The following is a 12,452-nucleotide window of genomic DNA, read 5'->3' as shown; positions in this document are numbered from 1 at the left end:
GTCACGCAAGATCTTCCAGGCCTTCATGCGGGCAAAGACGTGCTCGACGCGGGCACGGACCTGTTTGTGGCTCTTGTTGTGCGCCTGCTTCCAGTAGGAGAGTTCCTCGTCCGCGCTGCGACGACGGTGAGGGATGACCAGTCCCGTTCCGCGGTAGCCGCCATCGGCGATCGTGACGGTTTTCCCGACAGCGCCCTTCGCGCCGGACTCGGCCCAGGCCCGGCAGTCGTTGCGGTTGCCCGGAAGGGGTCGCCCGACCACGACCACCAGCCGGGTGTCGGCGTCAACGACCACCTGATGGTTCGTCGAGTACCGATAGTTCTTCGACTGCTCGGCCACGGAGTGATCGCGGGTCGGCACCAGGGTGCCGTCCATGATCAGCACGGCGTCTTTGTGAAAGCGGCGCCGCTGCGTGAGCGCGAGCTTCGGTCCGAGGTGGTCGATGACCCGGTCCGCCGTCGACTTCGACACCCCGAACAACGGCCCAGTTGCCTCAGCGTCCGATTGGTGCGCCAATAAGCGGCCACCAGCAGCACCCGGTCCTGAAGCGGGAGCTTCCAGGGTCGGCCACGGCCTGGCGCGTCGGCGCCCTCGTGGCGCAGCTGAGTCAGCAACTTGCCGAAGATGCGCGGGCTCAGCCCGGTGAACGGGGCTGTCCAAGACGGCTCCGACGCCGTGATCACACCAGCCACGGCCCAAGACCATCCCACATCAAGATCGCTTACGGGGACAGCCCGTTGGCAGAGTTCAGCTCGGCCGTGCTGTGCGGGACGACCTCCGCTACCGCCCCAGCACTTCTCACAGTTTCAGCCGCGGCCTGATCGGTTACGGCGACAACGAGTCGCTCGTCCCGGTAGTAGACGCCGGCTGTGCGCTTGTTGCCCAGTCGATCGGCGATCGCCACCGCTTTGGCAGGATCGGTGAGCGGTGCTGGCGCTGCTTGGGCGGCGGTCAGGGTGGTCAGCGTGAAGACCCCGCCGACTGCCGCCGCGACTATCCCCCGGTACGCGTGGTGACGTCTTTGCACGTGTACTCCTCATTTAGGGTGGACCGGTGATCGACACGCTCGGCGAGACTCGCGACAAGAGGTGGCCAACTGGCGCATTGAACATGACAATTCCGCTTACTGGTGCATGTTGGCCTGAATCCACGAGATGCGGCCGAAAACCCCCCACGGTAAAAACGTCTTGGTCCGGCCATTTACAGAGGGCCGGACCAAGACGTTTTGCCGGAGGCTACAGCTCGATCTGCATGTGCTTCACGTCGGTGAACTCCACGCCCAGGCCGTGCGCCCGGGAGTTGTTGGCACGGAAGTACATCCGGGCCAGGCCGTCGGCGGCGATCTGCTGGAGCTGCTGCTCGGTGGCGCCCTGCTCGCGGGCGGTGAACAGCTGGTCGGCGTACTCGGGCGGCAGGGCCTGGGTGATGTCGCGGATATGGGCGTCGTCGGTGGTGCCCGGCGCCACGGTGAAGCCGAACCGCGCGCGGGTGGAGACGACCAGGCTGCCGGTGGAGGTCGCCTTCTTCCTCGCCTTCGCCCGCACCTGCGGCTGCCACCGCTTCTTGACCTCACCTGGTCAAGCAGCTCAAGGGCACCAAGGCCACTGCGCAGGCGCTCGGGATCTCCCAGCGCACGGTGGAGCGGTACGTCTCGGGCAAGCTCAAGCGGCCCCGACAGGACCTGCGCGGCCGCATAGAGCGTACTTCATCTGCGCCTGGGCGCTCTGCGGGATGCGACGGGTGAACGCTCCCTCCAGCGCGCGGTCCAGACTGTCCCCGAGCGGCCCGTCTGGCGGTCGATCTGGTGGTGGTTGCCCTGACGGTGGCTGGAATTGGGCTATTGATCACCTACGCACCATGTTGAGGCCATTCGGATGTGAGGGGCGCCACACCTGGGAGGCTGTGTATCAGCCGCATATCACGGTGATCGGTGAGCAGTTGTGGTCTCAATTGCGCGATCTCGCACCGCGGAGGTCACGGCCGGCGCACAGTGTGCTGTTACGGCAGGGCAACCCCGGGACTCATGTGATCCTGCTGGATTCCGGGTCCACGCTCGTGACGCTGACGGGCCAGAGCGGGGAACGGACGCTGCTGGCCGTGCGAGGAGCCGGTGAACTGCTGGGTGAGCTGGCGGTGCTGGGCTCCGAGCCCCGCTCGGCGTCGTCATTGCGGCGGAGACGTGCTTGGGAAGACCTTGGCAGCCGGCCCGGCATGGCCAGCAGCTACCACCAGCTCGGCACGGTCGCCCAGGCCCAGGGACGGCTGGAGGACGCTGAGGACTGGTACCGCAAAGCCCTCACCATCGACGAAGAGGTGGGTAACCGCCCCGGCACGGTCCTGACCTTCGCGCAACTGGGTCTGCAGGCAGAAGCCGGGGATGACACCGGCCAGGCGCTGGTCTGGGCGATCAAGTGCGTTGCCCTGTTCGACGCAATCCCGCATCCCATGACCGGCATGGGGCCCGTCCAGCTTCGCCGGCTGACGCGGCGCCTCGGTATCGCAACCGTCGAGAACGCTTGGCAGCAGGAGACCGGCAACCCCCTGCCCGGCCCCGTACGCGCCTACGTCCTGGCCGAGCCAGATGCCACCGACACCGGAACCGACTGACCCTCATGGAGAGCATCCGCATGCACGACGTCATCGAACAAGCCGCCCGCGCCGCAGCCCACCGCCTCGCTGGCCCGCAGCACCCTACACTGGCCGAGGAGGTAGAGGAGGCACTGGCCACCGAAGGAACAGCGAAGGCACCTGGGCAGTACCTGGACGCCACCGCCCTGGGCGGCCTGATCGTTACCATTGCCAACACAGCCTGGATGATCTACAACGACATCCGCAGCCGCAGTTCCGCGACACCGGACCTGGACGCCATCACGCGCCGTGTACGGCAACAGCTTCAGCAGATCGAGACGCCCGCACCATCGCTCGATCCCGGCGAGCAGGCCCGCATTATCAACCCCACCGTTGAAGAAACCCTCAACGCCGCCAACGGGCGGAATTCCGAGCAAGACCGGCATTGACGGCCCGACCGCCGGACTGCTGATGCCGTCGGAAATCGCAGGCACGGTAGCGCGGCCGACTTCCGTTTGACTGGGGAAGAGGCAGTGCGGATGCCTGCACTATTCCTGAAGCGCGAGGTAGCCGGTCCAGTTCTGTTGGGCGAATTTGGCCCACTGGAAGGCGGTGGAGGCCGAGAGGCCGAAGAGGTCGCTGATCACGATCGGCGGCAGCTCGGTGATGGCATTGATCATTGCGGTGTTGCGGGCCGCACGGGTGGGGAGGTCGTGGTTCCGCAGCCGTTTAATGATGTGGCTGGCGCTCAGGGGGCGACCTGCGTGTCGACCAGGGAGAAGGTAGTCGGGTCCGGAGGACGCGCGGGGCTTGAGCATCGAGCTGGCCTGCGGGCTGGCCATGTGCGCCTTGAGGAGCCGGGCCAGCGTCGGAGGCAGCAGCACTGGGTGGCGATCGATGGTGAGGAAGGCGCCCGCGTCGTTCTGGCGGAACTGGGAGGTGGTGAACTCCTTGATGCGCACGACAGTGAGTGCGTAGACGCGGATCAGGGCTCCCACGATGCGGAGTTCTCGGGGCAGAGCCTCGTCCGTGAGGCATCTCCGCAACTGCTTCTCGTGCTCGTCGTCCGTGTGGAAGTTCGCAGGGAATCCCTTGCGCGCAAGCTGTGTCTCGAGCGGCCGGGTCAGCTTTCGCTTCGTGAGCCATCGGACGAAGGAGTGGACGGCATTCTGTCGGGTGGGGTTCTGCGTAAGCCACAGATCCAGGTCCTCCTGGTGCAGGTCCGGGAGGGTGAGCTGGTGCTGGTCGAGCCAGTTCAGCAGGAGGATGGCGGCTCGGATGTTACCACGGTCGGCTTTCGCGGCGCTGGGAGTGTAGCGCCCGCGCTCCGCTCGGCGGCGTGCGTCCTTGATGACGTGCCATTCCGCGAAGGGGCTGACGATCCGGGACTGGTGTGGGGGCAGGGCTTCGAGGGTGGCTTTCGCCCAGAGCTCGAGCCGGGCGAAGATCTCGTGGCGTTCGGGGAGGGCTCCGGTCAGTACGAGGTGGTGCCGGACGTTGCGTGTGACCGTGCTCTGAGGCAGCCGGTCGAGGAGCCCGTGACTGATCTCGGTGTGCTCCGTGCTGAGTTCGTCGAGGAGTCCGGCCGCGACGCTGAGGCTGTCACGTCAGACAAGTGGGGACGGCAGCCCGTCGACATCATCGCCCGGATCCCTGGCGATCAGTCCATGCCGCTGCTGGAATCGATCTTCCTGAAGCAACTCGCAGCAGCCGAGACCGCGAACGACTACGGAGACTGCGCCTATGTGGCCGAGGCCCGGCCGGCGGCGGACCAGGGCGGGGCCGTCCCGGCGGGCGCGGGGAGGTCAGTGCGTGATCTCGCCCGCGATGACCGGTCATCGCTTCCGGCGCAGTCCACACCAGGCGCACCCCCAGCCGCATCGGCGGCATGCCCCTACCCGCGCCAGCCGTGCGTTTCCATGGCCTGATTGTGCGCCCACTGCCTGTCCGATCGCACACCGCCGTGCTGCTGCGGGTCTGCCCGCACGCCTTCAGTTCGCCGGCCTGGGCGGACGCACGCGGTCTCGTCCTCCTCGCGTGCAACCGTTCGCCATACCTGCATGTCTCATCCCATAACAGCATGGCGACCAAGGGGGACATCATGCAGAGAACAAGACTCATCGCGACTGTTCTCGTCCTGGCAAGTGCCGGCCTGGGCGGCGCGGCGACGGCGGCGGACGCCACTCCGGCCACCGCGCGGTCCACGGCCTGTCCGACCGGCTGGGGCAGCGGAGCGAAGGGCGGTACGGCCACCGGGGCGGTACCGCTGAAGGACATCAGGACCGGCCGGCACGACTGCTACGACCGGATGGTGTTCGACGTGCCCGGCGGTGGTCCTGCCGTCGGCTACCACGTCGAGTACGTGGACCGGCTCCGGCAGAGCGCCAGCGGGCGCACGATCCCGGTCGCCGGCGGGGCCGTGCTCGACGTCCATGTCGGCGCGCCGAGCTACGACCCGGCGACCGGCGCGGTCACGTACCCGGGGCGAGTGGGCCGCACTCTGCCGGGCGTGAACGTCCACGGTTACCGCACGTTCCGGGACACCCGGTTCGCCGGCAGCTTCGAGGGCGAGACGCAGGTGGGTCTCGGCGTACGGGTCCGGCTGCCGTTCCGGGTCCAGCAGATGCCCGGTCGGCTGGTGGTCGACGTGGCCCACAACTGGACGGGTAGCCGCTGAGCGGATCCGGCGGGTCCGGCCCCGCGTGAGCAGGGCCTCCGCACGGTGCGAGTGCCCTCACTGGTCCTGCCACTTCCGGAGGCATCCGGATGGCGAGCCGACACATCACCACGGACGATGGTGCTCGCACCCTGGGCGCGGTGGCAGACCTTCTGTGTCCGCGCCTGCATGGAGGACCCGACTATCGCCGACGGCCGGCGGCTCCGGAAGGTGATCACGTGAGGACTCCCCCCAGGTCTCCCTCCGGCGCGCACCCGAGCGTGCGACACCCCTCGCTGGGAACCTGGCGGTCACGCGTGGGTGTAGCAGCGATCCTGCTGACCCTCCTGACGACGACGCTGTTGCTGGGGCAGTTCGGCCTCGACGACTTCTCCCATGCTCTGACCTTCCCCGGGCGCGTCACCGGTACCGTCCTTCTCGTGGTCTCGTTAACCACGTTGGTGAGCGCCGCCGCGGTCGTGGACCACTGGGCCCGGCACAGCTTTCCCTACTCCGGCCTGGTCGCGCTGATCGGCGCGTTCGCGGCATTGCTGACCAACGTCATGCTCCTGGTGGAGACGGTGAAGGACGGTGATTCCGCGGCTTACCCGGCGCTCTTCGGCGCGCTCACGGCGGGTTCGGCATGGGCTGTCTTCGCGGTGTGGCGAACGTCGGTCATGGTCCCCGCGCCCAAGCGGGTGGCCGCTGCGCTGATCGTTTCCTCGGTGATCGCGGTCGCCAATTTCGGCTATCAGAACCTCTATCAACCGTACCAGCGGGAAACCAGGCCTCTCGTCACGTTGTCCATGGGGAAGGCCGTGCTGAGCAAAGACCACAAGGCATTCGCCGTACCGGTCGACATCACGATCCAGAACCACGGTGACGTGGGTTTCTACGTGCTCGGCACCGAATTCCACGCCATGGGGGAACGAGTGCCGCTCAGCCCGAAGGACCGGCTCCGCCAGCAGTGGCGCACCGACGCGGAGCAGTGGGCCAAGTCCGACGAAGTGAACCCGCTCTCCCGCAGGGAGATTCACCAGCCCGGCGAGTTGGTGGAGGCACAGCCGTGGATGCCCTACGGACAATGGATCGAGTCGAGCGACACCTTCGCCACGCGAGTGGTGGTGCAGTTGCCCATCGACACGCCGTACGACCAGTTGGCGTTCTATGCCACCGCGAGCCTCGCGCGCAAGGACCGGCTGGTGCTGCAGCCACCGCTCCGCTTCATGGCGTACTCCTGGGGTGGGTCCAAGGTTCCGGTATGGGTGAAGGAGCAACAGAAAAAAGGCCTCGACTCCCTCATCTACCGTGCCAGGGTGCACGAGAACAACGCGATCGACGAACGCACCAGGGATCCCCGTTATGTGACCGTCTACTGGAGGTTCGGCACGCACGGCGCGAACGTGGCGACGTCCATCGCGCGGTCGGGCGAGGAGGACCGCATTCCCACTCAGGCGGAAGCACGCGAGGTGGTGAGCCGGTACGGTCTCGCTGACGTGATCACGGGGCCTGTCGAACGGACGCTCTGGGACATCAAGAGTCAGCGGTGACGGGCATCGCCGCGCCGGACGGGCCGGCGCGCTCGTCCAGTCGCTCCAGCCAGGCGACCAGAGCGAGCGAGCTGTTCACACGGTCCCAGGAGTAGGCGTCCCCCATGCCGAGCTGCGCCTCGCGCACTGCCCGGCACAGCGTCTCGACGTCGAACATTTCAGCGATCAGCGGATGCCGGGCGGTACCGCACAGGGAGATGAGCTCGTCGCCGTGCGTCCGCAAGCCGCGGGCATAGAGGTCGTCGAAGGGGACCTTGACCGTCCTGCCGAGGATGGGGGCCGGAAGCAGGTCTGCCATGGCCTCGCGCAGTACCGCCTTCGGACGACCCGGCTGGAACGCGGTCCCGGCAGGGAGGCGGCTCATCGTGGCGATGACCTCCGGGTCGAGGAAGGGGTGGGAGAGGAAGAACCCGTCCTGCCGCGCGCGGTTCCAGGACAGCGGGTCGGGCGCGGCCCGGTAATTGGCAGCGTCGTACAGTGACTGTTCGGGCCGGCGCGCGAGCACGAAGCGGCTTTCCGCGATGCGGGCCTCCCGGTAACCGTGAGCCCTCGCGAATCCGGAGCGCAGCCATCGGGGGCGGTTGTACGTGCCGAGGCCGCCGAGCACTGTTCCGCGGCGGAGAAGTGCTGTGATCCGCTCGGATGCCAGCGGAAGAGCCGGCTTGACCACGTAGGCGTTGACGATGTCCCGCACGCCCCGTTCGCTGCCGACGGCCCAGGCGCTTGCCTGCTCGGTCATCTTCCGGAGCTGTCCCGTGCGGGCGAGCTGGTGCAGGTGGAAGGGGTTGGCGTCCACGATCGGATCGGCCCCGCATCCGGTCAGCAGGGCGTCACAGCCCCGTTCCGCGGCCGCCGCGTGAAGTCTGGTCCACCAAGGGGCGCGGAAGGCGTGCGCACAAGGCTCGTCCGCGTCTCCCGCGTGGTGCTGGAAGTCGTCGAAGTCGGCCACGTCGTCGGCGTCGACGATCACCGGCCGGGCCGCGGGACTGTGCCGGCGGATCTCCTGCATCGCGACGTCCAGGTAGGGCCGCTCCGCGGCCAGTTGTCCACGGGAGAAACGCCCGGCGAGCAGGACGAGACCCCCGGGGCCGCCCCGTCCCTCGACCAGCAGACGTGCGGTGAGCAGCGCCACGCTGGTGGAGTCGGTGCCGCCCGAGACGTGGCATGCCGTCGTCGTGCCCATACGGCGTCCGACAGCGTTCTCCAGTGCGAGGCGCAGCTCCTGCGCGGCCTCACCGAGGGAGGGTCCGTCCGTTGTCGGCACGGGCGGCTCTTGGGCCTGGCGAACACCTCGCCACACATGACTGCGTGGCCGCCCGCTGACCGAAAGCTCCACCACCTCACCGCCGAGGACGCGGTGCACCCCGGTGAAGGGGGTGAGGTCCGCATGCGGCTGGGCCATGTTCCCGGTGAGGTACCGGCAGAAGTAGCGGCGTTCCAGCTCGGTGACGTTCCCCAGGCAGCGGGCCGAGGTGCTCACGGCGTTCACGCGGCCACCGGACTCCCTGAAGAACAGAGGGATGCGTGCCTGCTCGTCGCGTATCAGGAGGATGCGGTCGCGGCACACCAGAACGGCCGCGTAGTCGCCGGCCGGCAGCGTCGGGGCTGTTCCCCCTCGGCCGAAGTCGGCCAGGAGATGATGCGCGCCTGCCACTCGGTCACGTGCCGAGCCGACCCAGCCGACGACGACCGCGGTGCCGGCCTGCGAAGAGGCCGTCGACACGAGCCCCTGACGCACCATGGCCTCGGTGGCCCGGAGTATCGGTGCGCCGTCAAACCACTCGAGGCGGAGCGCCTCCACTTCAGTGTCCTCCCCCGTCGATCGAGAGCACCGGTGTGAAGGTGTGCCCCAGCGGATCGGCGTCAGGGACGCAGAGGCCGGCCGACGCCGTCCAGGCGTGCAGGGCGAAGGGGCGTTCGCGCACACCGACGTGGAGGACGGCTTCCAGGCCGCTTCGCCGCAGCAGGACGAACGCCGTCACGGCCTCGGACTTGCAGTCGCCGTTCACGAACCAGCTTCTGCGGCTGTGTGACTGCACCGCCCGCTTCAACCGTCCGATCTGTTCCGCGGAGGGAGGCTCGGCACGGGCGTAACCCGGTGCGGCCAAGGACAGCAGCCGAAGCACTCGCCCGAATCCCATGGTCCGGATCAGCAGGTGCACTCCACGCAACCAGAGTCCGACGCCGACGTCCGAATGCTCGTTCCGGCTCTCGGTCGCGCACCGGGTACGAAGGAGCCCGGTGACGAGTTCGGCCCGTTCCTCGGGGCTTCCCCCGGCGAACTTCTCGACGTCCGTCGTCGTCATTCCGAAAAAACGCGTCCGCTTCCAGTCCGCGATCAGCGCCCCGTCGGACATGCGAATGACACGGCAATGCGGTGACAGGATCTGTGCCATGGCCACCAGGGCCTCGCTGTCCTCTGCCACCGCGCATCCTCCAGGATTCCACCGTGAACGGTGTCAGGACAGGTAACCGTGACCGTCGTACATACCCCCGCTGAATCCCCGGATCAGACGGCCTTTGCCGAGAAGGACAAGCCGACGCGGCTTACGGCGCCGCAGAAATCGGATGAACATCGCCTACCTCCAAAATTAGGCAGGACCGACCAATTACAGGCTACTCCGTCCCGGATACCCGGCAACCGGACTGGTCACCAGGCCGGCGACCGGAGGACCTGTGACCGCGCCTTCTCCGACCACCCCGTCGGTCGTCGCCCGTCCTTACGCGCGAGGCGGCGCGCATGGAAGCTGCCACGGCAACCGCCGTTGGCCAGGCCACCATGGCTCCGCCGAGCACCACCGACGCGTACGCGGTGCTGGAGGCCGCGGCACCGATCTCTGTCCGCGGCGCCGCTCGGTGCCTGGAGGAGCCGGCCGATCACCTGACAGCCCATCCCGACGCCCTGATCCCGGGCAGTTCCCTTTGCCCACCGGTTCTGCTGCGGCTGACCGAGGTGCTGCATGCATCCGGTCGTCCGCCCCGGATCCGCCCATCCCGGAAGGACCCGGCCTGACCCGCGGCAGTCCGGCTCGAAGGGCGGGTCTGTCGTTCGTGCGACGCCCGAAGCCGCTCAGCCCACATACCGCCCGCCGCCGACGCATCGGCCCCGCGCAGGGCAAGACCGACGCCCGGGAGATGTACGTCATCGCCGACCAGGCCAGGGTGCGCCCGCGGCCTGCGGCACAACCGTCCCGGCTACGAAGCCACCGTCGAACTCGAGCCGCGACTGGACGGCGGGTCGATCTGGTCGAGGACCCGCACTCATGTGGTGAACCGCCCGCGGAGCCCTTTGCTGAGCATGTTCCCCGCTCCGAAGCGGGCTCGGGACGTCTCCAATACCGGCCCGCTGAGGTTGCAGACGGGCTACAGACCCCAACAGGCTCATCGAGGGCCGGTGTCACGAGCTCGAACTCGCTGACATCATCCGGAGCGCCCCCGCATGACACCTCCCTCGGCGCCGAGTTGGGAGCCGCGGTCGGCGGCAGCCTGGACAGCAGGTGCCCACCAGCAGGGCGAGGATGACACAGGCCTGCGCGCCGAGGAACACTTGCGCGGCGGCACCACCCACCTCGCCGCCCCGTCGCCCCCGCCTGGGACCAGGGCGCCGCTCAGTGCCCCACTCAGCGCCGCACGTGCCCGATTCCACCGACCGACCCGGGCCCCGACGGGCCTGGACCCGCGCTTCCGCACCGGCTCTCCGCGTAAGCAGGATGTGCCTGGGCGTCCGCGAGCAGCACGCCCTGCGGCGACAGCAGCCGGCCGATCGCCTGCTCGAGCCGTGCGGGGTGGAGCTCCCGGGTCAAGTGGATGACCTGGCGGGCCTCGTTGTCCTGGCTGTCGACCGTCACTGCCGGCGCTTCTCCGACCCTGTGTTCCAGCGCGTCGACGAAGGCCGCCACCGCCGCGCGCGCTTACGACGACAGCGCGTGGTCGGGCGGATATGCCTCGCGGAATCCCGTCTCGGCGATATCCGCACGGATGAGCAGCTTGTTCTCGAACAGGTCCTCGTGGTGGTTGAACGTGCTCTGCCGGCCGGGGAAGTTCCCCGTGCACCACACGATGTCGGCCCTTGCCGTCCAGAGTGGTGGGAAGCGGGATCCGGAATCGTTAGATCAGACGCTTCATCCCCGGTCCGGCTCCGGAGCGGACCGCACCCGCATCTGGCCAGCGCCACGATGCGTTTCTGCTGCCCTATGGCTTCGCCAGTACGGACGCGGTTTCCCCGCCCCTTGCCGGTCGGGCCGCACCGGCGGCACGTCGAGCCGGACGGGCCGGAAGTTCGTCACCTCGACGCCGTGCTCGGCCAGGCCTTCGGGCATATGGAGACCTCCAGGACGTCACAGGTGTCGGTCCCGGAGGAGTGGTGAGGCGGGCATCAGGCTCGCGATGTTCCCGCCGAACGCCGCGTCGCCCCCCACACTCTCGAGCCCTTTGACAACAGCGTCGTAGACCTGCGTGGCGCGGTCGCCCCTTCCGTCCTGAATCCTGCTGAGGCACGAGTCCATGCGTCCGGCCGGCCACAACGAGGGTCGGTCGTAGAACTGTGGAATACCAGAACCCGTCCTGGGCCGGCGAAATCGCACACAGCCGGTACCGCTGTGCTGATGATCAGAAGGCTTCCGGCCTCGCGGGGACAGCCGCTGTCGGCCCGGCACTTCCTCACCAGGCGTGGGCGCGACCGTCGTCGCGATGTGCGGGCGGCGACCGGTTGCGCGAACATGGTCGAGTGGGCTCGGGATGAGTAGATCCCGCCCTACTGCCCCTCCCCCGGAGGCTCCGTGCCGCTCCACCACCATCGGAGGATGGAGGATGCCGTATGCCGGAGACCGGCGTCCCGTACAGCGCCGACCAGCACCGAACGAGCCGCCGACCGCAGGGCGGGCCATGGCCCGACACCCGTGCGTGCGGTGATGTCATCGGGGTGGTGCTGGCCGGTGCCCCGGGTGCCGGAGAGGCGGGCCTGCTGTCGGTCATGGACTCCTGCGGGCAACGTACGTTGGTCTTCGTCGGCACCGGCGCGGGCGCCGTCCACGCGATGCTGTACGACGACTCGCCGGCGCACCTGTCGGAGCGGCGAACCGTCGCAACCGCGGTCGAGTTGTGGCGAGGACTGCCCGGGGGGCTCCAGCGACCCGGTCCCGCGCTGACCGGTCCGCTGGACACGGCCCCGCTGCCGTCCACCCTGCACGACAGGCCGGACCGGCAGCACCGCCACGAGACCGCCCTGGCGGGGAAGGTGCGGGCAACCGCAGCGGCCGCCACGGTGTGCCGGACCACCCGCACCGGTAAGTACCTGTTGCAGAAGGCGGACAGGCGCACCGAGCCCGCGCCGTCCCTACAGGACACCATGGCCGAGGTGTGCCAGGCGGTGCTGACCGGCAGGATCGTCGAGGGCCTGCGTGCCCTGAGCAGGACCGGTGCACCGGTGGAGTCCGGTGTACCGGCGAAGAGCCCCGCCGGGCGCCATCGGTGCGCGGCGCCTGAGGCATCCGGACGTCGCGCCGGCCACCGGTCCTCCGGCACCGGGTCCGACCCGGCTTCGACGCGGCCGTCCAACTCGGCCGATGCGACGCCCAATGCATCAGCGGCGACGCGGACAGCGGCGGTCTCCGGCACGTCACGGCATTCGCGGCATTCGCGGCGTGAATCGGGGGCAGAAGCGCGAGCCTCGTAGGAAG

14 protein-coding genes and 2 pseudogenes are annotated in these 12,452 nt (G+C 68.5%); 8 read left to right on the top strand and 8 right to left on the bottom strand.

The window, feature by feature from the left end; genetic code table 11:
- The 3 genes and pseudogenes from AB0F03_RS35605 to AB0F03_RS35595 form a co-directional block, all read right to left on the bottom strand.
- Positions 1-692: pseudogene (locus tag AB0F03_RS35605) on the bottom strand (transposase); the annotation flags it as partial.
- A gap of 29 nt (positions 693-721) precedes the next feature.
- A complete protein-coding gene (locus tag AB0F03_RS35600; protein ID WP_362000056.1) occupies positions 722-1,027 on the bottom strand; it encodes a hypothetical protein in 306 nt (101 codons plus the stop codon).
- A gap of 208 nt (positions 1,028-1,235) precedes the next feature.
- Complete coding sequence (locus AB0F03_RS35595; RefSeq protein ID WP_362000053.1) at positions 1,236-1,544, bottom strand: hypothetical protein; 309 nt, start codon at positions 1,542-1,544, stop codon at positions 1,236-1,238.
- On the opposite strand from AB0F03_RS35595, the pseudogene AB0F03_RS35590 reads away from it, so the two are divergent.
- The 3 genes and pseudogenes from AB0F03_RS35590 to AB0F03_RS35580 form a co-directional block, all read left to right on the top strand.
- Positions 1,538-1,702, top strand: a pseudogene (locus AB0F03_RS35590) (XRE family transcriptional regulator); the annotation flags it as partial. The gene AB0F03_RS35595 and the pseudogene AB0F03_RS35590 overlap by 7 nt on opposite strands.
- 200 nt (positions 1,703-1,902) lie before the next feature.
- On the top strand, positions 1,903-2,607 hold the full coding sequence (locus AB0F03_RS35585; RefSeq protein ID WP_362000050.1) for a cyclic nucleotide-binding domain-containing protein: 705 nt from the start codon (positions 1,903-1,905) through the stop codon (positions 2,605-2,607).
- Between the two features lie 20 nt (positions 2,608-2,627).
- Positions 2,628-3,017, top strand: a complete 390-nt coding sequence (locus AB0F03_RS35580; protein WP_362000047.1) for a hypothetical protein — start codon at positions 2,628-2,630, stop codon at positions 3,015-3,017.
- 99 nt (positions 3,018-3,116) lie between these two features.
- Here the strand turns inward: AB0F03_RS35580 and AB0F03_RS35575 are convergent, their stop codons facing one another.
- Positions 3,117-3,566 carry a hypothetical protein gene (locus AB0F03_RS35575; RefSeq protein ID WP_362000044.1) on the bottom strand — a complete coding sequence of 150 codons (450 nt, stop codon included), beginning with the start codon at positions 3,564-3,566 and terminating at the stop codon, positions 3,117-3,119.
- Positions 3,567-3,623: 57 nt separating this feature from the next.
- On the opposite strand from AB0F03_RS35575, the gene AB0F03_RS35570 reads away from it, so the two are divergent.
- From AB0F03_RS35570 to AB0F03_RS35560, 3 genes are all read left to right on the top strand, one after another.
- Positions 3,624-4,496: a hypothetical protein gene (locus AB0F03_RS35570; protein ID WP_362000041.1), complete on the top strand. Its 873-nt coding sequence runs from the start codon at positions 3,624-3,626 to the stop codon at positions 4,494-4,496.
- 173 nt (positions 4,497-4,669) lie between these two features.
- Positions 4,670-5,245, top strand: coding sequence for a hypothetical protein (locus tag AB0F03_RS35565; RefSeq protein ID WP_362000058.1), 576 nt, complete (start codon positions 4,670-4,672; stop codon positions 5,243-5,245).
- 296 nt (positions 5,246-5,541) lie between these two features.
- Complete coding sequence (locus tag AB0F03_RS35560; RefSeq protein WP_362000038.1) at positions 5,542-6,774, top strand: hypothetical protein; 1,233 nt, start codon at positions 5,542-5,544, stop codon at positions 6,772-6,774.
- On the opposite strand, the gene AB0F03_RS35555 is transcribed toward AB0F03_RS35560, so the two are convergent.
- Together AB0F03_RS35555 and AB0F03_RS35550 are read right to left on the bottom strand one after the other, a co-directional pair.
- Positions 6,758-8,497: an asparagine synthase-related protein gene (locus tag AB0F03_RS35555; protein WP_362000035.1), complete on the bottom strand. Its 1,740-nt coding sequence runs from the start codon at positions 8,495-8,497 to the stop codon at positions 6,758-6,760. The two genes, AB0F03_RS35560 and AB0F03_RS35555, sit on opposite strands and share 17 nt — an antisense overlap.
- A gap of 79 nt (positions 8,498-8,576) precedes the next feature.
- Complete coding sequence (locus tag AB0F03_RS35550) at positions 8,577-9,200, bottom strand: lasso peptide biosynthesis B2 protein (RefSeq protein ID WP_362000033.1); 624 nt, start codon at positions 9,198-9,200, stop codon at positions 8,577-8,579.
- Between the two features lie 314 nt (positions 9,201-9,514).
- On the opposite strand from AB0F03_RS35550, the gene AB0F03_RS35545 reads away from it, so the two are divergent.
- The gene (locus AB0F03_RS35545; RefSeq protein WP_362000030.1) at positions 9,515-9,787 is read left to right on the top strand and encodes a hypothetical protein; all 273 of its coding nucleotides are present in this window, start codon (positions 9,515-9,517) and stop codon (positions 9,785-9,787) included.
- 607 nt (positions 9,788-10,394) lie between these two features.
- Here AB0F03_RS35545 and AB0F03_RS35540 read toward each other — a convergent pair.
- Positions 10,395-10,622: a hypothetical protein gene (locus AB0F03_RS35540; RefSeq protein WP_362000027.1), complete on the bottom strand. Its 228-nt coding sequence runs from the start codon at positions 10,620-10,622 to the stop codon at positions 10,395-10,397.
- A gap of 63 nt (positions 10,623-10,685) precedes the next feature.
- Positions 10,686-10,832 carry a hypothetical protein gene (locus AB0F03_RS35535; protein ID WP_362000024.1) on the bottom strand — a complete coding sequence of 49 codons (147 nt, stop codon included), beginning with the start codon at positions 10,830-10,832 and terminating at the stop codon, positions 10,686-10,688.
- 758 nt (positions 10,833-11,590) lie between these two features.
- On the opposite strand from AB0F03_RS35535, the gene AB0F03_RS35530 reads away from it, so the two are divergent.
- The gene (locus AB0F03_RS35530) at positions 11,591-12,448 is read left to right on the top strand and encodes a hypothetical protein (protein ID WP_362000021.1); all 858 of its coding nucleotides are present in this window, start codon (positions 11,591-11,593) and stop codon (positions 12,446-12,448) included.
- Positions 12,449-12,452: the final 4 nt, after the last annotated feature.

Source organism: Streptomyces sp. NPDC028722 (assembly GCF_040637655.1).
Classification (GTDB): Bacteria; Actinomycetota; Actinomycetes; order Streptomycetales; family Streptomycetaceae; genus Streptomyces.
The sequence above is the reverse complement of the archived record's forward strand: the minus strand, read 5'-3'. Positions and strand labels throughout refer to the sequence as shown.

Coding starts and splice junctions, on each gene's coding strand:
- AB0F03_RS35545 (WP_362000030.1), top strand. CDS start 9,515: ATGGAAGCTGCCACGGCAACCGCCGTTGGCCAGGCCACCATGGCTCCG.
- AB0F03_RS35565 (WP_362000058.1), top strand. CDS start 4,670: ATGCAGAGAACAAGACTCATCGCGACTGTTCTCGTCCTGGCAAGTGCC.
- AB0F03_RS35580 (WP_362000047.1), top strand. CDS start 2,628: ATGCACGACGTCATCGAACAAGCCGCCCGCGCCGCAGCCCACCGCCTC.
- AB0F03_RS35530 (WP_362000021.1), top strand. CDS start 11,591: ATGCCGGAGACCGGCGTCCCGTACAGCGCCGACCAGCACCGAACGAGC.